The organism is Amycolatopsis sp. NPDC033938 (assembly GCF_055575975.1).
The window spans coordinates 226,092-251,380 of record NZ_JBVIRO010000003.1; the positions used below are offsets into that span (position 1 = coordinate 226,092).

General features: G+C 70.0%; 22 protein-coding genes. 14 read left to right on the top strand and 8 right to left on the bottom strand.

Features of this window, described 5'->3' with window-relative positions:
* The gene (locus ACZ5ZX_RS11005) at nt 1–1,047 is read left to right on the top strand and encodes a ferrochelatase (protein ID WP_465501819.1); all 1,047 of its coding nucleotides are present in this window, start codon (nt 1–3) and stop codon (nt 1,045–1,047) included.
* A gap of 9 nt (nt 1,048–1,056) precedes the next feature.
* On the opposite strand, the gene ACZ5ZX_RS11010 is transcribed toward ACZ5ZX_RS11005, so the two are convergent.
* The 3 genes from ACZ5ZX_RS11010 to ACZ5ZX_RS11020 all read right to left on the bottom strand — a co-directional run bounded on the left by ACZ5ZX_RS11010 (nt 1,057) and on the right by ACZ5ZX_RS11020 (nt 3,596).
* Nucleotides 1,057–1,854: a hypothetical protein gene (locus tag ACZ5ZX_RS11010; RefSeq protein ID WP_465501820.1), complete on the bottom strand. Its 798-nt coding sequence runs from the start codon at nt 1,852–1,854 to the stop codon at nt 1,057–1,059.
* A 70-nt stretch (nt 1,855–1,924) separates the two neighbouring features.
* The gene (locus ACZ5ZX_RS11015) at nt 1,925–3,109 is read right to left on the bottom strand and encodes a sensor histidine kinase (RefSeq protein ID WP_465501821.1); all 1,185 of its coding nucleotides are present in this window, start codon (nt 3,107–3,109) and stop codon (nt 1,925–1,927) included.
* Nucleotides 3,110–3,143: 34 nt separating this feature from the next.
* Nucleotides 3,144–3,596: a hypothetical protein gene (locus tag ACZ5ZX_RS11020; protein ID WP_465501822.1), complete on the bottom strand. Its 453-nt coding sequence runs from the start codon at nt 3,594–3,596 to the stop codon at nt 3,144–3,146.
* Between the two features lie 136 nt (nt 3,597–3,732).
* On the opposite strand from ACZ5ZX_RS11020, the gene ACZ5ZX_RS11025 reads away from it, so the two are divergent.
* Nucleotides 3,733–5,130 carry a sigma 54-interacting transcriptional regulator gene (locus ACZ5ZX_RS11025; protein ID WP_465501823.1) on the top strand — a complete coding sequence of 466 codons (1,398 nt, stop codon included), beginning with the start codon at nt 3,733–3,735 and terminating at the stop codon, nt 5,128–5,130.
* Complete coding sequence (locus ACZ5ZX_RS11030) at nt 5,127–7,082, top strand: vWA domain-containing protein (RefSeq protein WP_465501824.1); 1,956 nt, start codon at nt 5,127–5,129, stop codon at nt 7,080–7,082. The genes ACZ5ZX_RS11025 and ACZ5ZX_RS11030 overlap by 4 nt, the downstream gene beginning before the upstream one ends.
* On the opposite strand, the gene ACZ5ZX_RS11035 is transcribed toward ACZ5ZX_RS11030, so the two are convergent.
* Entirely contained in the window at nt 7,083–8,396 is a 1,314-nt protein-coding gene (locus tag ACZ5ZX_RS11035; protein WP_465501825.1) for a cytochrome P450, read from the bottom strand.
* A 49-nt stretch (nt 8,397–8,445) separates the two neighbouring features.
* Here ACZ5ZX_RS11035 and ACZ5ZX_RS11040 point away from each other — a divergent pair, with 49 nt between their 5' ends.
* On the top strand, nt 8,446–9,210 hold the full coding sequence (locus tag ACZ5ZX_RS11040; protein WP_465501826.1) for a MerR family transcriptional regulator: 765 nt from the start codon (nt 8,446–8,448) through the stop codon (nt 9,208–9,210).
* A 75-nt stretch (nt 9,211–9,285) separates the two neighbouring features.
* Nucleotides 9,286–10,524 (top strand): cysteine--1-D-myo-inosityl 2-amino-2-deoxy-alpha-D-glucopyranoside ligase, encoded by a 1,239-nt coding sequence (mshC, locus tag ACZ5ZX_RS11045; RefSeq protein ID WP_465501827.1) that lies wholly within the window; start codon nt 9,286–9,288, stop codon nt 10,522–10,524.
* 56 nt (nt 10,525–10,580) lie between these two features.
* On the opposite strand, the gene ACZ5ZX_RS11050 is transcribed toward mshC, so the two are convergent.
* Complete coding sequence (locus ACZ5ZX_RS11050) at nt 10,581–12,194, bottom strand: ABC-F family ATP-binding cassette domain-containing protein (protein ID WP_465501828.1); 1,614 nt, start codon at nt 12,192–12,194, stop codon at nt 10,581–10,583.
* A 151-nt stretch (nt 12,195–12,345) separates the two neighbouring features.
* Nucleotides 12,346–12,825 carry a MarR family winged helix-turn-helix transcriptional regulator gene (locus ACZ5ZX_RS11055; RefSeq protein ID WP_465501829.1) on the bottom strand — a complete coding sequence of 160 codons (480 nt, stop codon included), beginning with the start codon at nt 12,823–12,825 and terminating at the stop codon, nt 12,346–12,348.
* 150 nt (nt 12,826–12,975) lie between these two features.
* Between ACZ5ZX_RS11055 and ACZ5ZX_RS11060 the strand changes: the two genes are divergently transcribed.
* Genes ACZ5ZX_RS11060 through ACZ5ZX_RS11070 form a run of 3 tightly spaced genes read left to right on the top strand, consistent with a single transcriptional unit; the run spans nt 12,976 to nt 15,629 of the window.
* Nucleotides 12,976–13,554: an ArsR/SmtB family transcription factor gene (locus ACZ5ZX_RS11060; RefSeq protein ID WP_465501830.1), complete on the top strand. Its 579-nt coding sequence runs from the start codon at nt 12,976–12,978 to the stop codon at nt 13,552–13,554.
* Entirely contained in the window at nt 13,551–14,789 is a 1,239-nt protein-coding gene (locus ACZ5ZX_RS11065; protein WP_465501831.1) for an MFS transporter, read from the top strand. The genes ACZ5ZX_RS11060 and ACZ5ZX_RS11065 overlap by 4 nt, the downstream gene beginning before the upstream one ends.
* A 15-nt stretch (nt 14,790–14,804) precedes the next feature.
* Nucleotides 14,805–15,629, top strand: coding sequence for a metallophosphoesterase family protein (locus ACZ5ZX_RS11070; RefSeq protein ID WP_465501832.1), 825 nt, complete (start codon nt 14,805–14,807; stop codon nt 15,627–15,629).
* Between the two features lie 114 nt (nt 15,630–15,743).
* On the opposite strand, the gene ACZ5ZX_RS11075 is transcribed toward ACZ5ZX_RS11070, so the two are convergent.
* Nucleotides 15,744–16,643: a PAC2 family protein gene (locus ACZ5ZX_RS11075; protein WP_465501833.1), complete on the bottom strand. Its 900-nt coding sequence runs from the start codon at nt 16,641–16,643 to the stop codon at nt 15,744–15,746.
* Between the two features lie 39 nt (nt 16,644–16,682).
* Between ACZ5ZX_RS11075 and metH the strand changes: the two genes are divergently transcribed.
* From metH to hisG, 6 genes are all read left to right on the top strand, one after another.
* The gene (metH, locus tag ACZ5ZX_RS11080; RefSeq protein ID WP_465501834.1) at nt 16,683–20,246 is read left to right on the top strand and encodes a methionine synthase; all 3,564 of its coding nucleotides are present in this window, start codon (nt 16,683–16,685) and stop codon (nt 20,244–20,246) included.
* A gap of 16 nt (nt 20,247–20,262) precedes the next feature.
* Nucleotides 20,263–20,943: an HAD family hydrolase gene (locus tag ACZ5ZX_RS11085; protein WP_465501835.1), complete on the top strand. Its 681-nt coding sequence runs from the start codon at nt 20,263–20,265 to the stop codon at nt 20,941–20,943.
* A 55-nt stretch (nt 20,944–20,998) separates the two neighbouring features.
* On the top strand, nt 20,999–22,462 hold the full coding sequence (locus tag ACZ5ZX_RS11090; protein ID WP_465501836.1) for an AlkA N-terminal domain-containing protein: 1,464 nt from the start codon (nt 20,999–21,001) through the stop codon (nt 22,460–22,462).
* 14 nt (nt 22,463–22,476) lie between these two features.
* Nucleotides 22,477–22,968, top strand: a complete 492-nt coding sequence (locus ACZ5ZX_RS11095; RefSeq protein WP_465501837.1) for a methylated-DNA--[protein]-cysteine S-methyltransferase — start codon at nt 22,477–22,479, stop codon at nt 22,966–22,968.
* 71 nt (nt 22,969–23,039) lie between these two features.
* Nucleotides 23,040–23,303 (top strand): phosphoribosyl-ATP diphosphatase, encoded by a 264-nt coding sequence (locus ACZ5ZX_RS11100; protein ID WP_061986583.1) that lies wholly within the window; start codon nt 23,040–23,042, stop codon nt 23,301–23,303.
* A gap of 33 nt (nt 23,304–23,336) precedes the next feature.
* Nucleotides 23,337–24,182: an ATP phosphoribosyltransferase gene (gene hisG, locus ACZ5ZX_RS11105; RefSeq protein WP_465501838.1), complete on the top strand. Its 846-nt coding sequence runs from the start codon at nt 23,337–23,339 to the stop codon at nt 24,180–24,182.
* 166 nt (nt 24,183–24,348) lie between these two features.
* Here the strand turns inward: hisG and ACZ5ZX_RS11110 are convergent, their stop codons facing one another.
* Entirely contained in the window at nt 24,349–25,284 is a 936-nt protein-coding gene (locus ACZ5ZX_RS11110; RefSeq protein WP_465501839.1) for a ParA family protein, read from the bottom strand.
* Between the last annotated feature and the right edge of the window lie 5 nt (nt 25,285–25,289).

A 25,289-nucleotide genomic window follows, 5' to 3' on the forward strand; every position in this document is an offset into this window, starting at 1 on the left:
GTGGGTTACGACGCGCTGCTTTGGCTTTCGTTCGGTGGTCCCGAGGGACCCGACGAGGTGATGCCGTTCCTGGAGAACGTCACGCGGGGCCGGGGGGTCCCGAGGGAACGGCTCCTCGAGGTCGCCGAGCACTACCAGCACTTCGGCGGGGTCTCGCCGATCAACCGCCTGAACCGTGACGCGATCTCCGCGGTGGAGAAGCAGCTCGCGGCGGCCGGGATCGACCTGCCCGTCCACTTCGGCAACCGCAACTGGCGGCCGATGGTCGAAGACACCCTGGCGGAGATCACCAAGGCGGGAGCCCGGCGGGTGCTGGTCTTCCCCACGAGCGCGTACGGCGGCTACTCCGCTTGCCGCCAGTACGACGAGGACATCGAGCGCGCCCGCGCGGCCGTCGGCGACGGCGCGCCGGAACTGGTGAAACTGCGGCAGTTCTTCGACCACCCGCTGTTCATCGCGGCCTTCGCCGACGCCGTCCGCGCCGCCCACGCCGAGCTGGGGAACCGGCCAGGCACCCGGACGGTCTTCTGCGCGCACTCGGTCCCCGAGTCCGCCGACGCCGCGTCCGGACCGCCCTCGGAAGGCGGCCGCCGCTACTCGCGCCAGATCGCCGAGGCCGCCCGTCTCGTCGCGGCCGAAGCGGGGATCGAGAGCTACGACGTCGTCTGGCAGTCACGCTCCGGCCCGCCGCAGGTGCCGTGGCTGGAGCCGGACATCGTCGACCACATCGACGCGCTGCACGCGGAAGGCGTCACGTCGGTGGTGGTCTGTCCGGTGGGGTTCGTGTCGGACCATCTCGAAGTGATCTGGGACCTCGACAACGAGGCCGCCGAGCGTGCCGCGGAACACGGCATGGCCTTCGCGCGGGCGGCCACCCCGGATACCGATCCGCGGTTCGCGGAGCTGGTCGTGGAGCTGATCCGTGAGCACACGGAAGGAGCGCCGGCGCGGAAGCTGTCGCCGTTCCCGGCGGCCGGGTGCACGGTGAACGGGGCGCCTTGCGCGATCGGGTGTTGTGAACCGGCGAAGAGGCCAGCGCGTCCGTAGACCGTGCGGCTAAGGGTGCCGATCCGCCTGGTCCGCGAACACCCGCACCGCTTCGTTGATCGCGGCGCACCGCGCGTTCCGGACCGCCTCGTTCAGCGGCCGCAACGCCTCGGACCGGCGAAGCGCGGCCGAGGCCGATAGGGCGCCGCCCGGATCGTCGGATTCGGCGATCGCCAGGATCGCCGCGATCTCTTCCGACCGCTGGAGCACGCGCAGCGAACGGCCCGGCATACCGGCAGGCCACGGTGCGTCGGTGGCCGCCCGCAGCCTTGCCGAAAGTTCCGCACGCACCCCCGGCCGCTCGCTGGCGACGTCGAGCGACTGCAGCGCGCCGGCGCTCGCGCGGATCGCGTCGGTCAGGCCGTGTTCGGCCTCGCCCAGTGGCCGGAACTCCAGGACGCCCGGGGTGGGTACCGAGTAGACGGTCCAGCGCATGAGGCCTTCGGCGATCGATTCCGGGATCAGGCCGTAGCCGAGATCCGGCAACAAGACCGCCTCGCCGGTCCGCAGCGCGGCCGCCATGAACTGGCCGCCGCCACCCAGACCGCGGACATCGCCGGGTACCGGCAGCAGCAGCTCCATGCTTTTCGCCCCCTGCGAGCGCAGCGCGAGCAGCAACTGGACCGGGGTCGCGGCGCGGTTGAACGCGAGCGGCAGGTCGAACGCCTCGGCGGCCGCGGCGTCCGCGGCGACGACGTCGTGGGCCTCGCCCCAGACCTGAAGGGCGTCAAGGACGTCGTCGGAGGCGGCGGCCCCGTTCAGCCACGCAGAAGACCAGACCGCGAGGGTCGCACTGGATCGGCACACTGGACCTATTTTAGTCGTGCTCCCAACGAAACCCGGAAAAGGGCGCTTCAGCTCGGTGGATGCGCTGGTGTCACCCCTGGTCCGTCCCGAGGGGGACGCGGGCCGAGATCCCGGTGCCGCCGCCCGGTTCGGACTCGATCCGCAACGTTCCCGACAGGTTCTCGATCCGCTGGCGCATCGCCGTCAGCCCGAAACCGCCACCGGTGGTGTCACCGCGTGGATCCAGCGGATCGAAACCCCGGCCGTCGTCCCGCACGTCCAGGGCCACCTCACCCTCGAGGTAGGACAGTGTCACCCCCGCCGTGGTCGCCTGTGCGTGGTGGGCGACGTTCGCCAGTGCCTCCTGCGCGGTGCGCAGCAGCGCAACCTCGGTCTCCGGGGACAGCGGCGTCACGGTCCCGGTCGTGGTGACCCGTACCGCGACGCCGTGCAGTGCCGACCATCGTTCGGCGACGTCGTCGAGTGCTTCGCCCAGCCGGGACGTCCGCAAGGGCTCGGGCCGCAGCGCGTGCACCGAACGCCGGGCTTCGGTCAGGCTTTCCCGCGCCAGCGCGGTGGCCGTGGCGGCACGCCGCCGCCAGGATTCCGGGTCGTGCTCGGCCGCCTGCAGCTGGGTGATGATCCCGGTGAGCCCCTGCGCCAGTGTGTCGTGGATTTCGCGCGCCATCCGCTCGCGTTCGTCGTGCACGGCGGTCTCGCGCGCCCTGACGAGCAACTGGTCCTGCAGGGCGGCGTTCTCGGCGAGGCTCGCCTCCAGCCGCCTGTTCGCTTCGGCCAGTTCACGTAACGCCTGCTCGCGTTGCCGGTTGCGTTCGCCACCGCGCCAGGCGAACCAGGCGAAACCGCACATCGGCCCGACGTTGACGATCAGGACGGCGAGGTAGATCAGCACGCCGGAGAAGGTGTCCGTCTCCACGTCGTAGGCCTGTGCGGTCCCGGCCACCACCGCTACCGCCGCGACGCCGGGGAGGACCCACGGCCACGGCAGGAGCCGGAACGCGTAGACGTACAGCGCCGGGGTGAAGCAGCCGAACCACGGCGCTTCGAGCACGAGGACCAGGGTGATCGCCGTCAGCACGCCGAGGAAGACGGCCATCACCGTGACGCTTTCCCGCCAGGCAGGCGGCAGGGCGAACAGCCCCAGCATCCACCCGGCCGCGAGTCCGCAGAGGACGAGTTCCAGGACACGGGGGCCGTCGGCCGACAGCGTGAATCCGGTCAGGATCGCCAGGAGCGCGAAGGGCAGGTAGGTCACTACCGGACCCCGCAGCTGCTCCGGAACCTTCAAATCACACTCCCGCTGTCCGACCACCCGCGAACAACGATCGCAGATGACCGCCGTTGGCGATCACCGCGACACCGATCAGGACCAGTCCGCAGAGCCCTTGCTCGATCCGCATCCAAGCAGGCAGGAAGCCGGGGATCGAGACCAGCACCGCGATCGCCACCACCATCGCCGCCGAGGCGATCCGCAACCGCAGGTACGCGCCACGTCGTCCGCGAGCGGCACCGAACACGAACAGCATCAGCACCACCGAGGCGATGAGCACGCCTTCGCCGCGGACCCAGACGAGGTCGGTCACCACGTCCGGCCGGTCACGCCAGAGATACGCGACGACGAGGGCGAGCACGCTGAGGCCGACGTAGCAGGAGACGAGGATCTTGATCCACCGGAAGGCCGCGCGGCTGCGAGGATGCTCGAGATCGGCTCGGGCCACCGGTGGTTTGCGGGTTTTGGGCATGGGACCAGCCTCGCGGGCGGGCACCCGGTTCCACATCGACCGATCTCTGGAAAACCCCCTCCACCGATCGGTTGATCCACGGGCTGGAGTTGCTTCACGTCGACAGGGCACACGATCGCGACGTAGCGTCGAACAGGTGAACGCTGTTCCCGCACCTCTGCCCCGCACCGCCGGGGACCTTCGCGCGGCAGGCCACACGCCGCGCTCGATCAAACAAGAACTGCACGACAACCTGCTCGCCAAGCTCCGCGCCGGGGAAGACCCCTGGCCGGGGATCGTCGGGTTCTCCCGCACCGTCCTGCCCCAGCTGGAACGCGCGCTGCTCGCCGGCCACGACGTCGTCCTGCTCGGTGAACGCGGTCAGGGAAAGACCCGGCTGCTGCGTAGTCTCGCCGCGCTGCTCGACGAATGGACGCCCGTCATCGAGGGTGCCGAACTGGGCGAGCACCCGCTCGACCCGATCACGCCGGAATCGCGGCGGCGTGCCGCCGAACTCGGCGACGCCCTGCCGGTGACCTGGCGTCACCGCGACGAGCGCTACACGGAGAAACTGGCCACACCGGACACTTCGGTCGGTGACCTGATCGGCGACGTCGACCCGGTGAAGGTCGCCGAAGGCCGCAGCCTCGGCGATCCCGAGACCATCCACTTCGGACTCGTCCCGCGTGCGCACCGCGGCATCGTGGCGATCAACGAACTGCCGGATCTCGCCGAGCGCATCCAGGTCGCGCTGCTGAACGTGATGGAGGAACGCGACATCCAGGTGCGCGGGTACACCCTGCGCCTGCCGCTGGACGTGCTGCTGGTGTCGACGGCCAACCCGGAGGACTACACCAACCGCGGCCGCATCATCACCCCGCTCAAGGACCGGTTCGGCGCGGAGATCCGGACGCATTACCCGCTCGACGTCGACGCGGAGATCGCGGTCGTGCGGCAGGAAGCGAGCCTGGTCGCCGAGGTCGGCGAGCCGCTGCTGGAGGTGCTCGCCCGGTTCGTGCGGAACCTGCGCGAATCGCCGGTGATCGACCAGCGTTCCGGCGTCTCGGCCCGGTTCGCCATCGCGGCGGCGGAGACCGTGGCCGCGGCGGCGCTGCGCCGGTCCGCGCTCACCGGTGAAGAACCCGCCGTGGCCCGTCCGGTCGACCTCGACGCGGTTCCGGCCGTACTGCGCGGCAAGCTCGAATTCGAGCCGGGGGAGGAGGGGCGCGAGACCGAGCACCTCGTGCACCTGCTGCGCCGCGCGGTCGCGGAGACGGCCCGTTCGCGGTTCGCCGGGCTGGACCTGCTGCCGCTGGCCGACGCCGTCGAGGACGGCCACCTGGTCACCACCGGGGAACGCGTACCCGGCAAGGACGTGCTGGCCGCGCTGCCGGAACTGCCCGTGCTCCACGACGTCGCCGCGCGGGCCGGTGTCGGCCCGGACGAACCGGCGGGCCGGATCGCCGCCGCGGTCGAACTGGCGCTGGAATCCCTGTTCCTGTCACGGAAACTCGCCAAGGATTCCGACGACTCGACCACTGTCTACGGCCGATGACACAGCCGGAAGGGTATTCCTACGGGCCGTGGCACGACGGCCCGGATCCGCTGGCGCCGCCCGCGGACCTGCGCGACGCGCTCGACGAGATCGGCCGCGACGTGATGGCGGGCGCCTCGCCCCGGTCCGCGCTGGAGGAACTGCTGCGGCGCGGGACCCCGCGCACCGCCGGACTGGACGAGCTGACCAGGCGGCTCTGGCAGCGCCGGTCGGAGATCCAGCGCCGCCACCGGCTGGACGGCACCCTGCAGGAGGTCCAGCGCCTGCTCGATGAGGCGCTGGAGGCGGAGCGGCGTGACCTGTTCCCGGATCCGGACGACGACGCCCGTTTCCGGGAGGCGCGGCTGGACGCGTTGCCGCCGGGGACGGCGGCGGCCGTGCGTGAACTCGCCGAGTACGACTGGCGTTCGGAGCAAGGCAGGGAGAACTACGGGAAGATCCGCGACCTGCTCGGCCGTGAGCTGCTGGATTCCCGCTTCGAAGGGATGAAGGAGGCGCTGCGGAACGCGGGCCCCGAGGACGTCGAGCGGGCCAGCAAGATGCTCGCCGATCTCAACGACCTCCTGGCCGCGCACGCGCAGGGCCGCGAGGACGTGCCCGAGCGGTTCGCGGGGTTCATGCGCGAACACGGCGAGTTCTTCCCGGAGAACCCGAAGAACGTCGAGGAGCTGATCGACGTCCTCGCCGCCCGTGCCGCGGCGGCACAGCGGATGCTCAACTCGATGACCCCCGAACAGCGCGCCGAACTGGCCGAGCTGTCCCAGCAGGCGTTCGGGGACCCCCGGCTCGCGCAGCAGCTGTCCACTTTGGACTCGCAGCTGCGCGCGCTGCGGCCCGGTGAGGACTGGACGTCCTCGGAACGCTTCCGGGGCGACGATCCGCTCGGTCTCGGCGAGGGGGCCCGCGCCATGTCCGATCTCGCCGAACTGGACGCGCTCGCCGAACAGCTCGGCCAGTCCTATCCCGGCGCGAGGCTGGAGGACATCGACGTCGACGCGCTCGAACGGCAGCTCGGCCCGGACGCCGGTGTCGACGCCCGGCGACTGTCCGAACTGGAACGCGAACTACGGCGGCAGGGGATCTTCGAGCGCGCGCCCGACGGCACGCTCCGGCTGTCTCCCAAGGCTTTGCGGCGACTCGGGGAAACCGCGCTCGCCGACGTCGTGAACGCGTTGCGCGGCAAAGCCGGCCGGCGGGAGACCGAATCCGCCGGTGCCGCCGGTGAGCCGACCGGGGCGACCAGGCCGTGGAGGTTCGGGGACATGCAGCCCTGGGACGTCTCCAGGACAGTCCGCAACGCGGTCCTGCGCTCGGTTTCGGTCGGCGAGCGGTCCGTCCGGATGGACGTCTCCGACGTCGAAGTGGTCGAGACCGAGCATCGGTCGCGCGCGGCGGTGGCGCTGCTCGTGGACACCTCGTGGTCGATGGTGCAGGAGGGCCGCTGGCTGCCGATGAAGCGGACGGCGCTGGCACTGCACCAGCTGATCAGCACCCGGTTCCGCGACGACGCCCTGCAGCTGATCACCTTCGGCCGCCACGCCACATCGGTCGAGCTCGCCGAACTGGTGGGCCTGGAGGGCGCGTGGGAACAGGGCACCAACGCCCACCACGCCCTGCTGCTGGCGGGACGGCATCTGCGGCGGCATCCCGACGCGCAGCCGGTGGTCCTGATGGTGACCGACGGCGAGCCGACAGCGCATCTGGAACCCGACGGTACGGCGGAGTTCGACTATCCGCCCCAGCCGAGGACGCTGCTCAAGACCCTGTCCGAAGTGGACCGGATGGCGAAGCTGGGTGCCTCGATGACGGTGTTCCGGCTCGGGGACGACCCGCGCCTGACCGCGTTCGTCGAGCTGCTCGCGCGCCGTTCGGGTGGCCGGGTCGTCGCGCCGGACCTCGACGGGCTCGGCGCCGCCGTGGTCGGCGACTACCTGCGGACCAGGAAGCGGTAGTCAGCGGCGGGTCACCTTGATCCTGGCTCCCCGTCCCGGTTCCAGGGTGATCGGCCGCGACCGGATCCGTTCCGGCCGCGCCCGCTCCGGGGCGACGCGGAACCGGCCGAACAGCTCCCGCAGCACGATCGTGGCCTCCATCAGCGAGAACCCCGCGCCGAGACACCGGCGGGCACCGCCGCCGAAGGGCAGCCAGCTGCCGTTCGGCGGTGAGCCGTCCAGGAATCGTTCCGGCCGGAAGAGCCGGGGGTCGGGGTGGTGGGCGTCGTCGGAGTGCACGGCGACGATCGACGGCATGACGTCGAAGCCCGCCGGGATGCGGTAACCGCCGATCTCGACGTCCGCGGTCAAGCGCCGGGCGACCTCGCCGACCACCGGACGAAGTCGCATCGCCTCTTTGATCACCGCTTCGAGGGTCTTCTCGTCGCCCTCGTCCGCCGCCTGGGTGGCGCGTGCGGCCCAGCGGGGATCGCGGGAGAGCTCGTGCAGTGCCCAGGCCAGCGCCGTCGCGGTGGTTTCGTGCCCGGCGAGCAGGAGGGTCACCAGCTGATCCCGCAGCTCCGCGTCGGTCAGCTCGTCGCCGTCACCCGGCACGGTCAGCAGTCGTGACAGGACGTCGGTGCGGTGCTCCAGGTCGGTCGCGCGCCGGCGGTCGGCGATCTCGGCGTAGAGCAGTTCGTCGACGCGCGCCTGGTGTTCGGCGTGCCTGCGCCATGGTCCGTAGCGCAGCAGTCTCGGGTGCTGCCAGCCGATCACGTGGATCAGCCCGAACTCCACGAGATGCCCGATCAGGCCACGGAGTTCGTCCAACCGCGGGCCCTCGGCGACGCCGAACACCACCCGCAGGATGATCTCGAGGGTCAGCGCTCGCGTCCGGTCGTGCGCGCGGAAGACCCGGTTTTCGGGCCAGCGGTCGAGTTCGGCCATGGTCAGTTCGGTGATCATGGCTCGGTAGCCCCGCAGCGCCGCGCCGTTGAACGCGGGCATCAGGAGCTTCCTGGCGCGTAGATGCCGATCTTCGTCGAGGAGGAGGACGGAGTGGTCGCCCATCACCGGCCGCAGGATGTCGTTGCCTTCGCCGGCGTGGAACGTGGTGACCGGACCGGCGAACACCGCTTTGATGTGCTCGATGTCGGTGAGCATCACGACGTCACGGCTCTCGAGGAGCCTCATCCGGATCACCGGGCCGTAGCGGCGCTTGAGCAGCGGGAGCGCCTCCAGGCGGAAGCCGCCGAGGAGCAGGGTCTGCACGAGACCGGGCAGCGGGGGTCCGGGTGGAAGCGAAGCCGACACGGTGGTTCCAGCTGTCCCCATGAGTCGTTTCTACGCGCGGTGGATGACGCCGTCCACCTACGCTGGGCCGATGGGGTATCCGGTGGGGAAGGTCGCGGCGTGGTCCGGGGTCACCGTGCGCACGCTGCACCACTACGACGAGATCGGCCTGCTCTCGCCGAGCGGGCGGACCGCGGCGGGCTACCGCAGCTACAGCGACGACGACCTCGACCGCTTGCAGCGCATCCTCTTCTACCGCGAACTCGGCTTCGGCCTGGAGACGATCGCGAAGGTCGTCGACGACCCGGGCCTGGACGCGCTGGAGCACTTGCGACGGCAGCGGACGCTGCTGCAAGAGCGGATCGGCGAGCTGACCCGGATGGTCGAGTCCGTCGAGCGGGTGATCAAGGCGAAGCAGGTCGGCGGTGCGCTGACGCCGGAGGAGAAGTTCGAGGTCTTCGGCGAGTTCCGTGAACCGGAGGGCTACGCGGAGGAGGCTGTCCGGCGGTGGGGTGAGACGCCGCAATGGCAGGCGGCGGCGATGCCACTGTCCAAGGAGGAATGGGCCGAGGCGGAGAAGGTCCGCCAGGACTGGGTCCGGCGGCTGCTCGACGTCGTCGACTCCGGCTCGCCCGCGGACAGCGCCGCGGCGATGGACCTCGCCGAAGAGCACCGGCGCATGCTGGCCGCGTTCATGGGGGAGTGCGACCACGCCCTGCACCGCGAGATCGCCGGGCTGTACGCGACCGAGCCGGTCCAGCTCGGGTTCCTGGTACGCGAGCCGGACCAGCGGCCGGGCCTCGGCGAGTACATCCGGGACGCCGTCCACGCCAACGCGGTCCGTGCCCGGGGATAGCGAATTCGGTTACTCCGGCCGTGTCCGTCTCCCACCGGACGGGAACGGCGTGGCGGCTCCGCTTACAGTCGAGGTATGCAGACTTGGTCATCGGTCGACGTGCCCCGTATCCCCGGCACCCCCCGTCCGCTGCGGCTCCACGACACGGCGACGGGGCAGATCCGCCCCACGGCGCCCGGGTCCACCGCTCGGATGTACGTCTGCGGCATCACGCCGTACGACGCCACCCATCTGGGCCATGCCGCCACATATCTGACATTCGACCTGGTCAACCGCCTGTGGCGCGACGCCGGGCACGACGTCCACTACGTACAGAACGTCACCGACATCGACGAGCCCTTGCTGGAGCGGGCCGAGCGGGACAAGGACGACTGGGTCGTCCTCGGCATGCGCGAGACGGCACTGTTCCGCGAGGACATGACAGCGCTGCGGGTGCTGCCGCCGCGGCAGTTCGTCGGAGCGGTGGAGAGCATCCCGGAGATCGTCGAGGTCATCGCCAAACTGCTGGCGAACGGCAGCGCGTACCGCGCCGACGACGCGGAGTACCCCGACATCTACTTCGACCACAACGCGACCGGCCACTTCGGCTCCGAGTCGAACTACGACGCCGAGACCATGGCGAAGTACTTCGCCGAACGCGGCGGAGACCCGGACCGGCCGGGCAAGCAGCACCCGCTCGACGCCCTCCTGTGGCGGATGGCGCGACCGGGCGAACCGTCGTGGGAGTCGGAACTGGGCGCGGGCCGTCCCGGCTGGCACATCGAGTGCAGCGCGATCGCGGTCAACCGCCTCGGCCTCGGCTTCGACGTCCAGGGCGGCGGCTCGGACCTCATCTTCCCGCACCACGAGTACAGCGCCGCGCACGCGGAAGCCGTCGCGGGGGACCGGCCGTTCGCGCGCCACTACGTGCACGCCGGGATGATCGGCCTCGACGGCGAGAAGATGTCGAAGTCGCGGGGGAACCTCGTGTTCGTCTCGCGGTTGCGCGCCGACAAGGTCGACCCCGGCGCGATCCGGCTCGCGCTGTTCGCCGGTCACTACCGGGAAGACCGCCCGTGGAGCGCACAGCTGCTCGCGGACGCGGAGGACCGGCTCGCCCGGTGGCGTGACGCCGTTTCGCTCGGCACCGGCCCGGCCGCGGAGGACACGATCGCCCGCCTCCGCGACCACCTGACCGACGATCTCGACACCCCGAAGGCGCTCGCCGCCGTCGACGCCTGGGTGGCCGAGGCGCTCCACCGCTCCGGCTCCGACCCGGCGGCACCCGGCCTGATCCGGAACGCGGTCGACGCGCTGCTCGGCATCGTGCTCTGAGAAACGTCATGAGGGTCCCCAGCGTGTGGGGACCCTCATGACGTGCGTATAACGCCCTATACCGCCACGCGACCGGCTTCCAGCCGCAGGTGGTCGCCCGCCCAGTCCCGGCGCAGCCATCGATCATGCGAAGCGATGACGACGGCACCCGGAGCCGTGTCGAGCGCGGCGAACAACTCCTCGGCCAAAGTGAGCGAGAGGTGGTTCGTCGGCTCGTCCAGCAGGAGGACCTCCGGTGGGTCGGCGATCAGCAACGCCAGCGCGAGCCGCCGCCGCTGTCCGACCGACAACGCGCCGACACTGGTCCCGAGGTCCCGCGGAGCCAGCAAACCCAGACTCCGCAAGGGTGGCGCACCCTCGCCGAGGGCTTCGGTGTAGATCCGCTGCGCCGGCTTGTCCGGCTCGGCGAACTCGACATCCTGTGCCAGCAGCCCGATCCGTACCCCGCGTCCACGAAGGACGGTCCCGGCGTCCGGGGTCAGGGCGCCGGTGAGCACGGACAGGAGCGTGGACTTCCCCGCGCCGTTCCCGCCGGTGATCAGGAGCCTCGACGTGGTCGTGATGTCGAGCGTGTCCAGCCGCAACCGTCCCGGGACCTCGATGTCCCGTACCGAGATCGCCGTCTTGTCCTCGCCGGGCGTGCCGGTCAGTTCCGCCTGGAACCGCAGCGGAGCGGGCGGCTTCCGGACCTGATCGCGTTCCAGTTCGTCCAGCCGCAGCTGGGCGTTGCGGACCCGGCGTGAGATCTGTTTCTGCACCCTCCCGGTCTTGAAGTCGTAGAGCATCTTGGCGTTGTCGCGCTGCGGCCGGTTGTGCGCGACGGCGCGTGCGGTGACGGCCACCGATTCGCGCAGTTCCTTCAGCTCGTCCTGTTCCTCGGCGTACCGCTGTTCCCAGCGCGCCCGTTCGGCCCGTTTCTGGTCCAGATAGGCGGAATACGCGCCGCCGTACCGGGTCGGCCCGCCCAGTGCCGGATCGAGGTCGACGATGTCGGTGCACACCGCGTCGAGGAACACGCGGTCGTGCGACGCCAGCACGAGGACACCGGTCAGCGACGCGAGATGCCGTTCGAGGAACTCCATCGCGACGTCGTCGAGGTGGTTCGTCGGCTCGTCGAGGATCAGCGTCCGCGGCCGCCGGATCAGCAGCGCGGCCAGCCCGAGCCGCGACCGTTGCCCGCCTGAGAGCGTGCCCAACGGCCGCGCCGGGTCGATCCCGGCGAGCCCGAGGCCCGCGCACACGACCTCGGCCCGCCGGTCGGCGTCCCAGAGATCGTGCGCCTGGGCCCATTCGAGGACGGCGCCGTATTCGTCGAGGATCACCGTGTCGTCAGGACGTTCCGCGAGCGCCGCGGTCAGCTCGTCGAGTCTCGCCGACGCCTGCCGGATTTCGGCGAGCGCGTCGTCGATGACCTCGGAGAACCGCGCCGTCGCGGGGAAAGGCAGTTCCTGCAGCAGGAACCCGACGTCGTCGCCACGGAGCACCTCACCGGCGTCCGGCTCTTCGACCCCGGCGAGCAGGCGCAGGAGCGTGGACTTCCCGACGCCGTTCTCGCCGACGAGACCGAGTCGTTGCCCCGCCGAGGCGGTCAGGTTGACGCCGTCGAGCACGACGCGGGTGCCGTAGGAGCGGACGAGGTCCTTGGCGATCAGAGAAAGGGAAGAAGACATACGACATCACCGCGTTTCGGATCCGTGAGGGATCCCCGCCGGGCCTGATCGCTTGCGGGAGCCGTGCTCGACCGAAGCCGCCTCGGAGCGGGGGGAGGGATGCGGTGTCAGTTGTCCATGATGCGAGCAGTCTAACGCAACCTATGTAGCGTTAGTCAACCCCTGGTTCCGGTGACCCGGATCGCAGGCGCGCGGCCTCCCGTTCGGCGAAAACGCGGCCGTCGGTCATGACGCCGAGAAGTGCGGCGAGCTGGCGGCGATCGAGCTTCCCGAGGCGTTCGCCGAAGAAGCGGGCCATGGGGGCGTAGAACTCGGCGACGTCGTCCAGCCGGTCGGGGAGCGGGCGGATCAGGAGCCGGCGCCGGTCGGCCGGGTCGGGGACGCGCTCGACCAGCCGCTGCTTCTCCATGCGGTCGAGCATCCGCGTCACCGCGCCGGTCGTCATGCCGAGCGCGCCGGCGAGCCGGGTCGGCGAGGTGGCGGCTCCGCTGATGACCAGCTGGAGTCCGTGCAGCTCGGTGGGGCTGATCCCGAGCCGTTCCGCCATGGCCGTCTGGAAGAGGACGGTCGCGCTGACGAACCGGGGGATCTCCAAGGCCGCCGCGGTGGCGAGTTCTCGCTGGTCAGGCACGCGTGTTCCTCAAGCAGTAGTTGACTCACGCAGTCACTGCACAAGACAGCAACTGTTAGGGAAGGGTATCGAAGGCGATTGACACGGCGATGACGGTCTGAAACTCTGAAAGAGAACTTTCGAAAGACATCTTTCAGATTGGATCGGCCGATGACCGGGTTGCCGCCGCGCAAGCGGATCGAGGACGTCGAGCTGATGCGCGCGCTGGCGCATCCGCTGCGTGCGGCGCTGGTGGATCACCTGATGGCGGTGGGGCCGCGCACCGCCAGCGAATGCGCGGCGGCCGTCGGTTCGAGCGCTTCGAACATCAGCTGGCACCTGCGTCAGCTCGCCCAGCACGGCCTGGTCGAACGCGTCGAGGGGGAGGACGGCCGCGAGCGGCCCTGGCGCGCGTGTCAGGTCGGGCTCGAGTTCGGGGACGACCCGGAGTTGCGCGGGGCGCAACTGGCCGTCGTGGGCACGACACTCGCGCGGGAGCGGGAACTGACCGAGCGCTATCTCGACGCCGTGGACCGGCTGGAGAAGGAGTGGCAGGACGCCTCCGGTATCAACACCTATTCGCTGCGGGTGACCGCCGCCGAGCTGGAGAAGCTGATCGAGGGAATCGACGCCCTGGTCCGCCCCTACGTCGGCGCGATCCGCGAGGACGCGCCGGAGGAGGCCCGGCCGGTGCATCTGGGGTTGCGCGCGTTCCCGCGCATCGACGCGGAGGGGAGGCCGAGCAGATGAAACCGTTGAGAGAGCCCGCTTTCGCCCGGCTGTGGACCGCCGCCTTCTTCTCCGAGACCGCCGAATGGATGCTGCAGATCGCGTTGCCGGTCTTCGTCTTCCAGGCGACCGGCTCCGCGGCCACCACGGCGTTGAGCATCGTCCTCGGCCTGCTGCCCGCGGTGCTGCTCAGTCCTGTCGCCGGGGTGATCGCGGATCGCTGGAACCGGCGGCTGGTGTTGTGCGTGGTGTGCGCGGCGCAGGCGTTAGTGGCCCTGCCGCTGCTGTTCGTCGGGGCCGGCGGTCCGGTGTTCGTGATCTACGCGGTCATGGCGGGCCAAGCGGGGCTGGCTTCGCTGTTCGAACCCGCCCGCAACGCGCTCGTACCGGAACTGGTCGGCCCGGAGGAGCTGACCGGCGCCAACGGCCTCATGAGCATCAACGGCAGTGTCGCCCGCCTCGTGGGCGGCTGGGCGGGCGGTCTCCTGCTCGGCTTCGGCGGCCTGGGCTGGGTCGTAGTGGCCTATCTCGGCGTACTGATGATCGCGTCGGCCCTGCTGGCGCGTCCGTTCCGCCGGGTCGCCGCGCCACTGGCGGCCGTCCCGCACGAGTCGGTGCTGCGGGCGTGGCTCGACGGCCTTCGCGAGATCGGACGGGAGGGACGGCTGCGCGTCGCCGGTGTCGTCGTGGTTCTGATCTCGCTGGCGCAGGGGATGTTCCTGGTGTTGTTCGTGGTCTTCGTGCTCGACATCCTCAACGGCACCGAAGGCGACGTCGGTCTGCTGCGGGGTGTGCAGGCGCTCGGCGGGCTCGCCGCCGGATTCGCCGTCGCCACCTTCGCCCGCAAGGTCGCGCCCGCCGCTCTGCTCGGCTGGGGCGGACTCGTGCTCGGCCTGCTGTCGGCGCTGATCTGGAACCTGCCGGCGTTCACGGCGTCACTGGGTGTCTACGTCGGGCTCTTCGGGCTCGTCGGCGCCCCGGGGGTACTGGCCGGTTCCGGATTGCTGTCGCTGGTCCAGACGGCCGCGTCGCCAGAACGCTCCGGCCGCGTGCTCAGCACGATGTTCGCCGGGATGGCGGGCTTCACCGCGCTGGGCGCGCTCCTGGCCGGCGGACTCGTGAGCGTGCTGGGCACCGGCGTCCTGCTGAACGTCCAGGCGGCCCTGCACACCGTCTCCGCGCTGATCGTGCTGGGCGTCCTGGCGTCGGGACGCTTACGCCGTCATGCGGTCTTGGCGGTTCCCCGGTCCGGGTGAAGCTACGGTGGTGGAGTGCCGCATCTCTTCGCCACCAGCGACCTCCACGTCACCCATGAGGGCAACGCCCCGCTCGTCGACGAGGTCGTCCCCCGTACCTCCGACGACTGGCTGCTCGTGGCCGGTGACGTCGCCGAACGCGCCGAATCCGTGATCGGGGTGCTCAAGACCTTGCGCGAACGCTTCGCGAAGGTCGTCTGGGTCCCCGGCAACCACGAGCTGTGGACCACCCAAAAGGACGAATGCCAGCTGCGAGGCCAGGCACGCTACGAGCATCTGGTCGAGCGATGCCGGGAGATCGACGTCCTCACCCCGGAGGATCCGTACCCGGTGTGGGAACACCAGGAGAAGCCGCTGACGATCGCCCCGCTGTTCGTGCTGTACGACTACAGCTGGCGGGCCCCGGCCGCCGAAGGCCTTCCGCTGCAGGCGGCCATCGACCAGGCGCGCGACGCCGGTGTGCTGTGCACGGACGAGTTCTTCCTGCATCCGGACCCGTATCCCAGCAGGCAGGCGTGGTGCGCCGACCGGGTGAAGATCAGCACCGAGCGGCTGGAGGCGATCCCGGAGGACCACGGGACGATCCTGATGTCGCACTGGCCGCTGCACCGCCACCCGACCGCGCCGCTGTACTGGCCGGAGTTCGCGCTCTGGTGCGGGACGACCGAGACCGAGGACTGGCACCTGCGGTTCCGCGCGGAGGTCGCCGTCTACGGGCACCTGCACATCCCGCGGTCCACGGAAGCGGACGGCGTGCGGTTCGAGGAGGTCTCGCTCGGCTATCCGCGGGAATGGCGGAAGCGGGCGCGGGGCCCCATCCCGCTGCGGCGCATCTTCTGACGCCTCGCCACCACTACCCCCAACGCCATGAAAGGTCCTTTCCTTGCAAAATTTGCAAGGAAAGGACCTTTCATGGCGCGTGTATGGAGCGGGAGAGCGCTTGAGGGGCCGCTGTCAGCCCCGCCCCGGGCCGTCCTGCCCAGGACGACGCCGCCGCAGGTACCGCTCGAACTCGGCCGCGATCTTGTCCCCGCTCACGTCGTCCAGCGTGAACTCGGTTTCCGCGTCGCCGCGCTCTTCGAGGCCCCGGACGTACTCGCTGATCTCCTCGTCCTCTTCGGCCATGTCGGTGACCGTCCGCTGCCACTCCTCGGCCTGCTCCGGCAGCGCGCCGAGCGGGATCTCGACGTCGAGGACGTCTTCGAGTTTGTGCAGCAGCGCGAGCGTGGCCTTCGGGGACGGCGGGTGTGAGACGTAGTGCGGCACGGCCGCCCAGATCGACACCGCCGGGACGCCCGCCTGCACGCAGTAGTCCTGCAAGACGCCGACGATGCCGGTCGGGCCCTGGTAGTTGTTCAGCTCCAAGCCGAACTGCGACGCGGTGTCCTTGTCGTACGCCGTCCCGGTCACCGGGACGGGCCGGGTGTGCGCGGTGTCGGCCAGCAGCGCACCGAGGGTGACGACGGTGGCGACCTCCAGCTGCTGGATGTGCTCCAGCAGTTCGCCGCAGAAGGCGCGCCAGCGCATGTTGGGCTCGGGGCCCTGTACCAGCACCACGTCCCGGCTGAAGCCTTCCGGGCGGCACACCGAGAGCCGGGTGGTCGGCCAGTCGACCCTTCGGGTGACGCCGTCGACCATGCGCACGGTCGGTCTGCTCACCTGGAAGTCGTAATACTCGTCCGGACTCAGCTCGCTCAGCGGTGTCGCATCCCAGTTGAGCTGGAGATGCTCGACCGCCCGGCTGGCCGCGTCACCTGCGTCGTTCCATCCTTCGAAGGCGACGATCATGATCGGCTTGGTCTCGTCCGGGTGGTCGCGGCCGGGCCGCTGGGTCTCGTCGACGGGCTCACTCACCGGACCAGCCTACGACCAGGCGGTCGTACCCTGTTGGGCATGTCCGATCGCCTTTCGTCACCGCTGCTCGACGCGCTGCGTACTCGAGTCCTGGTAGCCGACGGTGCGATGGGGACCGCGTTGCAGGCGCACGACCTCGGCCTGGATGATTTCGCCGGCCTGGAGGGCTGCAACGAGATCCTCAACGTCACCCGTCCGGACGTCGTCCGCGGTGTGCATCGCGGATATCTCGAGGCGGGCGCCGACCTCGTCGAAACCAACACCTTCGGCGCGAACTACGCGAATCTGGCCGAATACGGCATTCCGGACAGGATCTTCGAACTGTCCGAGGTGGGCGCGCGGCTCGCCCGTGAGGTCGCCGACGAGTACGCGACCCCGGCGCGCCCGCGTTACGTGCTCGGGTCGGTCGGGCCGGGCACGAAACTGCCGACGCTCGGGCACGCGCCGTTCACCACGCTGCGCGACGCTTACGTCGAGGAGGTCCGCGGGCTGCTGGCCGGCGGCGTGGACGCCATCATCGTCGAGACGACGCAGGACATCCTCCAGACGAAGGCCTCGATCATCGCGGCGCACCGGGCGATGAAGGCCGAGGGCAGGCTGGTGCCGGTGATCGCCTCGATCACCGTCGAGACCACCGGCACGATGCTGCTCGGCACCGAGGTCACCGCGGCGCTGGCCGCCCTGGAACCGATGGGCATCGACCTGATCGGCCTCAACTGCGCCACCGGCCCCGCCGAGATGAGCGAGCACCTGCGGCAGCTGTCGAAGCACGCGCGGGTCCCGCTCTCGGTGATGCCGAACGCCGGACTGCCCGAACTCGGCCCGGACGGCGCGGTCTATCCGCTGTCACCCGAAGGTTTGGCCGAAGCGCTGACCGGTTTCGTCCGCGAGTTCGGCGTCGGGCTGGTCGGCGGCTGCTGCGGGACGACCGGCGAACACATCCGGCAGCTGGCCGAGGCGGTCGCGGACGTCCAGCCCGCCACCAGGCGTCCCCGGCCGGAGCCCGGCGTGTCGTCGCTGTACCAGGCCGTCCCGTTCCAGCAGGACTCCAGCGTCCTCATGATCGGCGAGCGCACCAACGCCAACGGCTCCAAGGCCTTCCGCGAGGCGATGCTGGCAGGCCGCTTCGACGACTGCGTGGAGATCGCGCGCGACCAGACCCGCGACGGCGCGCACATGCTGGACCTGTGCGTCGACTACGTGGGCCGGGACGGCGCGGCGGACATGGCCGAACTCGCCGGACGGCTGGCGACGGCGTCCACGCTGCCGATCATGCTCGACTCGACCGAGGTCCCGGTGCTGCGCGCCGGGCTGGAACGGCTCGGCGGCCGGTGCGCGATCAACTCGGTGAACTACGAAGACGGCGACGGGCCCGAATCCCGGTTCACCCGGGTGATGGAGATGGCCCGCGAGTTCGGTGCCGCCGTCGTCGCGCTGACCATCGACGAAGAAGGCCAGGCGCGGACCGCCGAGCACAAGACGGCGATCGCCTCCCGGCTGATCGAAGACATCTCCGGCAACTGGGGCCTGCGGCACAGCGACATCATCATCGACGCGCTGACCTTCACGATCGCCACCGGTCAGGAGGAGTCCCGCCGCGATGGCATCGAGACGATCGAGGCGATCCGCGAGATCAAGCGCCGCTATCCCGAGGTCCAGACCACGCTGGGACTGTCGAACATCTCGTTCGGGCTCAACCCGGCCGCCCGGCAGGTGCTGAACTCGGTGTTCCTGCACGAATGCGTGCAGGCGGGGCTCGACACCGCGATCGTGCACGCGTCCAAGATCCTGCCGATGGCCCGGATCCCCGACGAGCAGCGGGCGGTCGCCCTCGACCTCGTTTACGACCGCCGCCGCGAGGGCTACGACCCGTTGCAGGAGCTGATGGCGCTGTTCGAGGGCGTCAGCACCGCGTCGTCGAAGGCGTCCCGTGCCGAAGAACTGGCCGCGCTGCCGTTGTTCGAGCGGCTGGAGCGGCGGATCGTCGACGGCGAGCGCAACGGGCTCGACGCCGACCTCGACGCGGCACTCGAGCAGCGTCCGGCGCTGGAGATCATCAACGACACGCTGCTGGCCGGGATGAAGACGGTCGGCGAACTGTTCGGCTCCGGGCAGATGCAGCTTCCGTTCGTGCTCCAGTCGGCCGAGGTGATGAAGGCCGCCGTCGCGCTGCTGGAACCGCATATGGACAAGGAAGAGGATTCCGGCAAGGGCCGCATCGTGCTCGCCACCGTGCGCGGCGACGTCCACGACATCGGCAAGAACCTGGTCGACATCATCCTGTCCAACAACGGCTATGAGGTCGTCAACCTCGGCATCAAGCAGCCGATCACGACGATCCTGGAGGCCGCCGAGGAGAACGCGGCCGACGCCATCGGCATGTCCGGTCTGCTGGTGAAGTCGACCGTGATCATGAAGGAGAACCTGGAGGAGATGAACTCCCGTGGTGTCTCGGCGCGGTGGCCGGTGCTGCTGGGCGGGGCGGCGCTCACCCGGTCCTATGTGGAGAACGACCTCGCGGAGCTCTATCTCGGCGACGTCCGCTATGCCCGCGACGCGTTCGAGGGGCTTCGCCTGATGGACGCGATCATGGCGGCCAAACGCGGCGAATCGCCCATCGTGGACGCCGAAGCCGAGCGGAAACGGCAGGAGCGCAAGGAACGCCGGGAGCGGTCGCTGCGGATCGCCGAAGCGCGGAAGGCGAAGAAGGCCGCCGAAGAGTCCGAAGTGGACCTTCCGGCCCGCTCCGACGTCGCCACGGACGTCCCGCTTCCCTCACCGCCGTTCTGGGACACCCGCGTGGTGAAGGGGATCCCGCTGGCCGACTACGCCGCCATGCTCGACGAACGCGCGACCTTCATGGGCCAGTGGGGGCTCAAAGGCGCGCGCGGTGGCCAAGGGCCGACGTACGAGGAACTGGTCGAATCGGAGGGACGGCCGAGGCTGCGGTATTGGCTGGACAGGCTCACCGCGGACGGTGTCCTCGCGCACGCCGCCGTGGTCTACGGGTACTTCCCGTGCGTCGCCGACGGCGAGGACGTCGTGGTGCTGACCGAGCCCAGGCCGGACGCCCCGGAACGGGTGCGGTTCACCTTCCCGAGGCAGCGGCGGGACAGGCGGCTGTGCCTCGCCGACTTCTACCGGCCGCGCGAGCAGGCGCTCGCGAACCGCGAGGTGGACGTGATTCCGTTCACGCTCGCCACCATGGGACAGCCCATCGCCGACTACGCCAACGAGCTGTTCGCCGGGAACTCCTATCGGGACTACCTGGAGGTCCACGGACTCGGCGTGCAGCTCACGGAGGCCTTGGCCGAGTACTGGCACCGCCGGGTGCGCGAGGAGCTGCGCTTCGCGGGCGGCGCGGCGGTGGCCGAGGAGGATCCGGACGACGTCGAGGAGTTCTTCAAACTCGGCTACCGTGGGGCTCGGTTCTCCCTGGGCTACGGCGCCTGCCCGAACCTGGAGGACCGGGCGAAGATCGTCGAACTGCTCCGCCCGGAGCGGATCGGCGTGAAGCTGTCGGAAGAGTTCCAGCTGCATCCCGAACAGTCGACCGACGCGATCGTCTGCCACCACCCGGAGGCGAAGTACTTCAACACCTGACCGTGAAGGGGGAGCCGTGACCGCACCGTCCACACCGGACGGACTCGCCGCCGTGCTGTGGGATATGGACGGCACGCTGGTCGACTCGGAGAAGCTGTGGGACGTCGCGCTCTACGAGGCCGTCGAATCCCTCGGCGGCACCTTGACCGAGGAGCAGCGGCTGAGCCTCGTCGGGTCCAATATGGACGACACGGCCGCGTTCCTGCTCGAAGTGTGTGCCAAACCCGTCACGCCCGATTCGGTCGTGGAGATGGGGCAGTGGATCCGCGAGCGTACGGCCAACCTCTTCGACGGGCCCCTGCCGTGGCGGCCCGGCGCGCAGGAACTGCTCGAATTGCTGCGCGCTCAGGGGGTGCCGATGGCGCTGGTCACCTCCACCGAACGATCGCTGACCGAACTCGCCCTCAACACCATCGGCCGCGAGTATTTCGCGGCCACCGTCTGCGGTGACGAGGTCGATGGTCTGAACAAGCCGCACGCCAGGCCGTACCAGCTGGCGACGGAGTTGCTGGGAGTCCACGCTTCCCGGTGCGTCGCCATCGAGGATTCCCCGCCGGGCGCGGCTTCCGCGGCCGCGGCGGGCTGCACGGTGGTGGTGATCCCGAACGACGTCGACGTCGAGCCGGGGGAGCGGCGCGTGTTCCGCTCCTCGCTCGTCGGCCTCGACGTGCCCGGATTGACCGCGCTCCTGCCCTGACCTCGATGTCGCATTTTCGCTAGACCCCGGCCGCGTGGTCGGTGATGCTGGCTGGGTGCATGAGGACTTCGAGCGTTGTGTCCGTGCGGTTCAGGCGAAGGACGACCGTTTCGACGGCTGGTTCTTCACCGCCGTCCTGACGACGCGGATCTACTGCCGGGCGAGCTGCCCGGTCGTCCCGCCCAAACCGGAGAACATGACGTTCTACCCGAGTGCGGCGGCCGCGCAGGAGGCCGGTTTCCGCGCCTGCAAACGGTGCCGCCCGGACGCCAGTCCCGGCTCGCCTCAATGGAACGAACGCGCGGACCTGGTGGCCAGGGCGATGCGGCTGATCGCCGACGGCGTCGTCGACACCGACGGCGTGACCGGTCTGGCCGCCCGGCTGGGCTACAGCGTCCGGCAGGTCGAGCGGCATGTGCGCGCCGAACTCGGCGCGGGCCCGCTCAGCCTGGCCAGGGCGCAGCGCGCGCAGACGGCGCGGCTGCTGATCGAGACGACGAGCCTGCCGATGATCGACGTCGCGCTCGCCGCCGGATTCGGCAGCGTCCGGACGTTCAACGACACCGTCCGCGAGGTCTTCGCGCTGTCCCCGACGGAATTGCGGGCGCGCGTGCGCAGCGCGCCGGCGGCCGCCGCCGGGACACTGAACCTGCGCCTGCCGTATCGGAAACCCTTGTTCCCGGACAACCTCTTCGGACATCTCGTCGCGACCGGCGTCCCCGGCGTCGAGGAGTGGCGTGACGGCGCCTACCGCCGGACGTTGCGGCTCCCGCACGGCCCCGGCGTCGTCGCGCTCAAACCCGAGGACGGCCACATCGGCTGCCGCCTCACCCTGTCGGATCTGCGCGACCTCTCGACCGCGATCAGCCGCTGCCGCCGCCTGCTCGACCTCGACGCCGATCCGGTCGCCGTCGACGACCTCTTGGGCGCGGACCCGCTGCTCGCGCCGCTCGTGGCCGCCGCGCCGGGCAGGCGGGTGCCCCGGACCGTCGACGGCGACGAGTTCGCCGTCCGCGCCGTACTGGGGCAGCAGGTGTCGACCGCCGCCGCGCGGACGCACGCCGCCCGGCTGGTCCTCGCGCACGGCGAACCGATCGACGACGCGGACGGCGGCCTCACCCACGTCTTCCCGGACGCCACCGCGCTCGCGGAGATCGACCCGGAAAGCCTCGCCATGCCGCGGAGCCGCAAGCGGACACTGCTCGGCCTCGTCGCCGAACTGACCGACGGCGACCTCGACCTCGGGGCGGGCAGCGACTGGCAGCGCGCCAGGGAACGGCTGCACGCCCTGCCAGGTTTCGGCCCGTGGACCGTCGAGAGCATCGCGATGCGCTCGCTCGGCGACCCGGACGCCTTCCTGCCCACCGACCTCGGCGTCAAGGTCGCCGCGAAGGAGTACGGGCTGACCCCGGCCGGCCTCGTCGCGCACGGTGAGCGCTGGCGGCCCTGGCGCGCCTACGCCGTCCAACATCTCTGGGCGACCGGAGATCACCCGATCAACCGGCTGCCCGCCGCCTGAGCCCGAGGAGCGCAATGCGCACGCACACCGTCATCGACAGCCCGTACGGCCCGCTGACCCTGGTCGCGGACGAGGAAGGCCTCTGCGGCCTGTACATGGTCGAGCAGCGTCACCGTCCGGCCGAGGAGACCTTCGGCCATCCCGATCCGAGCGCGCCGATCTTCGCGGAGACCGAGAAACAGCTGAAGGAGTACTTCGCGGCCCAACGGCGGGAATTCGACCTCCCGCTGAGCTTCGGCGGCACCGAATTCCAGCGGACGGTCTGGCGGGGCCTGCTCGGGATCCCATATGGCGAGACGGTCTCCTACGGCGAACTCGCCGACCGGCTCGGGCGGCCGACGGCGTCGCGGGCGGTCGGTCTCGCGAACGGGAAGAACCCGCTCGGGATCATCGTGCCGTGCCATCGCGTGATCGGCTCGAACGGCGATCTCACCGGTTATGGCGGTGGTATCGAACGGAAGCGGCAGCTGCTCGACTTCGAACGGGGCGGGTCGACGCTGTTCTGAGGTGTGACGCCGGTGTCAACACACCGGCCCGGGGCAGCGCGGTCGCGATGCGGATGGAAGGATCTCGGACCGTGAAGACCTTCGATGAGCTGTTCGCCGAGCTTGCCGACCGCGCGGTCACGCGCCCCGACGGTTCCGGCACGGTCGCCGCGCTGGACGCTGGAGTGCACGCCCAGGGCAAGAAGGTGCTCGAAGAAGCGGGCGAGGTGTGGATCGCCGCCGAGCACGAATCCGACGACAGGCTCGCGGAGGAGATTTCACAGCTGCTGTACCGGGTGCAGGTGCTCATGCTCGGCCGTGGGCTGACGACAGAGGACGTGTACCGGTACCTGTGACGCGTTCGCGTCCCGGAGAACCAAGGAGAAGCAATGCTGCGTGTCGCCGTGCCGAACAAGGGAGCCCTCGCCGCCGCCGCGTCGGAGATGCTCGGAGAGGCCGGCTACCGCAAGCGACATGAGGCCCGCGACCTGACCGTGCTGGACACGGTCAACGAGGTCGAGTTCTTCTTCTTGCGCCCCAAGGACATCGCGATCTACGTCGGATCCGGTGAACTGGACCTCGGCATCACCGGCCGCGACCTCGCGCTCGACTCCGGCGCCCCGGTCGAGGAGATCCTCGGCCTCGGCTTCGGCGGTTCCACCTTCCGGTACGCCGCTCCGGCCGGCAAGGACTGGAAAGCCGAAGACCTGCAGGGCAAGCGGCTCGCGACGTCGTACCCGCGGCTCGTCCGGGAGAACCTGAAGCAGCACGGGGTGGAGGCGGAGGTCATCCGTCTCGACGGTGCCGTCGAGATCTCGATCCAGCTCGGCGTGGCCGACGCCATCGCCGACGTCGTCGAGTCCGGTCGTTCGCTGCGCCAGCACAATCTCGTGGCGTTCGGTGACCCGATCTGCGTGTCGGAGGCGGTGCTGCTGCAGCGCGCGGGCACGGAGCACACCCGGCCGAAGGACCAGCTGAAGGCGCGGCTGCAGGGCGTCGTGTTCGCCCAGCACTACATGATGCTGGACTACGACTGCCCGCGTTCGCTGCTCGACGCGGCCATCGCGATCACCCCGGGCCTCGAGTCGCCGACCGTCGCGCCGCTCGCGCACGACGACTGGGTGGCCGTGCGGGCGATGGTCCCGCGCAAGGAGGTCAACCGGATCATGGACGAACTCGCCGAGACCGGCGCGAAGGCCGTCCTGGCTTCGGACATCCGGGCCTGCCGCCTGTAGGGGCTGAAGGGGCCTTTCCCCTCATCTGACGCGGCGAAGGGCGCTTTCACCGCATGCGATGCGGGGAAAGCGCCCTTCAGCCCCGGGTCACAACCAGGATGAAAAGACGCCATGAAAGGTCCTTTCCTTGCGAAATTTGCAAGGAAAGGACCTTTCATGGCATGGGCTACCGAGGCCTGTTCGGCTTCTTGGGCATCAGGTCGTAGAGCTTCTTCCGCGCGCCGTTGTCGTTGGCGCTGCGGGCCACCGAGACCTCGGTGATGAAGTCCTCGAACACGAACTCTTCGTCCGCGGGCACGATCGCCGCCGCCGGGTGGTTCCGCAGATACCCGTCCAGCGTGTCCGCGATCTCCCGGAACGACAGGGCCTGCAACGTTTCCGGCGCGTAGGTCGTCACGGGGACACCGTGCGCGGCCGCCTCGTTCATCACCACACCCAGCGGGACGTGCGAGAGCATCGGGATCCCGAACGTGTACAGCTCCTGCAGTGCCGCCGCCGCGTAATGCGAGATCGGGCGGCGGTACAGCCCGGGAACGAGGCCGTAGTAGGCGATCGGCGGACGCCCGACGGTCTGTTCGACGTAACGGACCTGGTCCGAGAGCAGGCGCAGCGCGCGGATGCTCGTGCGGTCCGGCTGCACCGGAACCAGGATGCCGTGTGAGGCGGCGAGCGCGTTGTTGGTCAGCACGTCGAGGGCGGGCGGGCAGTCGATGATGATGTGGTCGTAGTTCGCGAACTGGATCACCCTGGCCAGCTGCCAGCCCGGTACGCGGAACTGGTCGAGCCGCCTGATCAGGTCGAACATGCCCGGCGACGTCGGGATGACGTCGAACGCGCCGCCCCGCCCGATGTTGCTGCGCGGATGCCGCACAGCCAGTTCCTCGATCGGGCCCTTCCACACCTTGGTCAGGGCTTTCGCCAGGCTGGGCGCGTCCGGGGCCACCTCGTCCAGGCCGAGGAGTTCGGTGGTCGCGTGCCCTTGTGGGTCGAGGTCGATCAGCAGCACCCGGCGACCGCGTTCGGCCAGTGCGGCCGACGCGCCCACGCTGAGTGAGGTCTTGCCGACCCCGCCTTTCTGGTTGACCACCGAGGTGATCTGCATGCCGA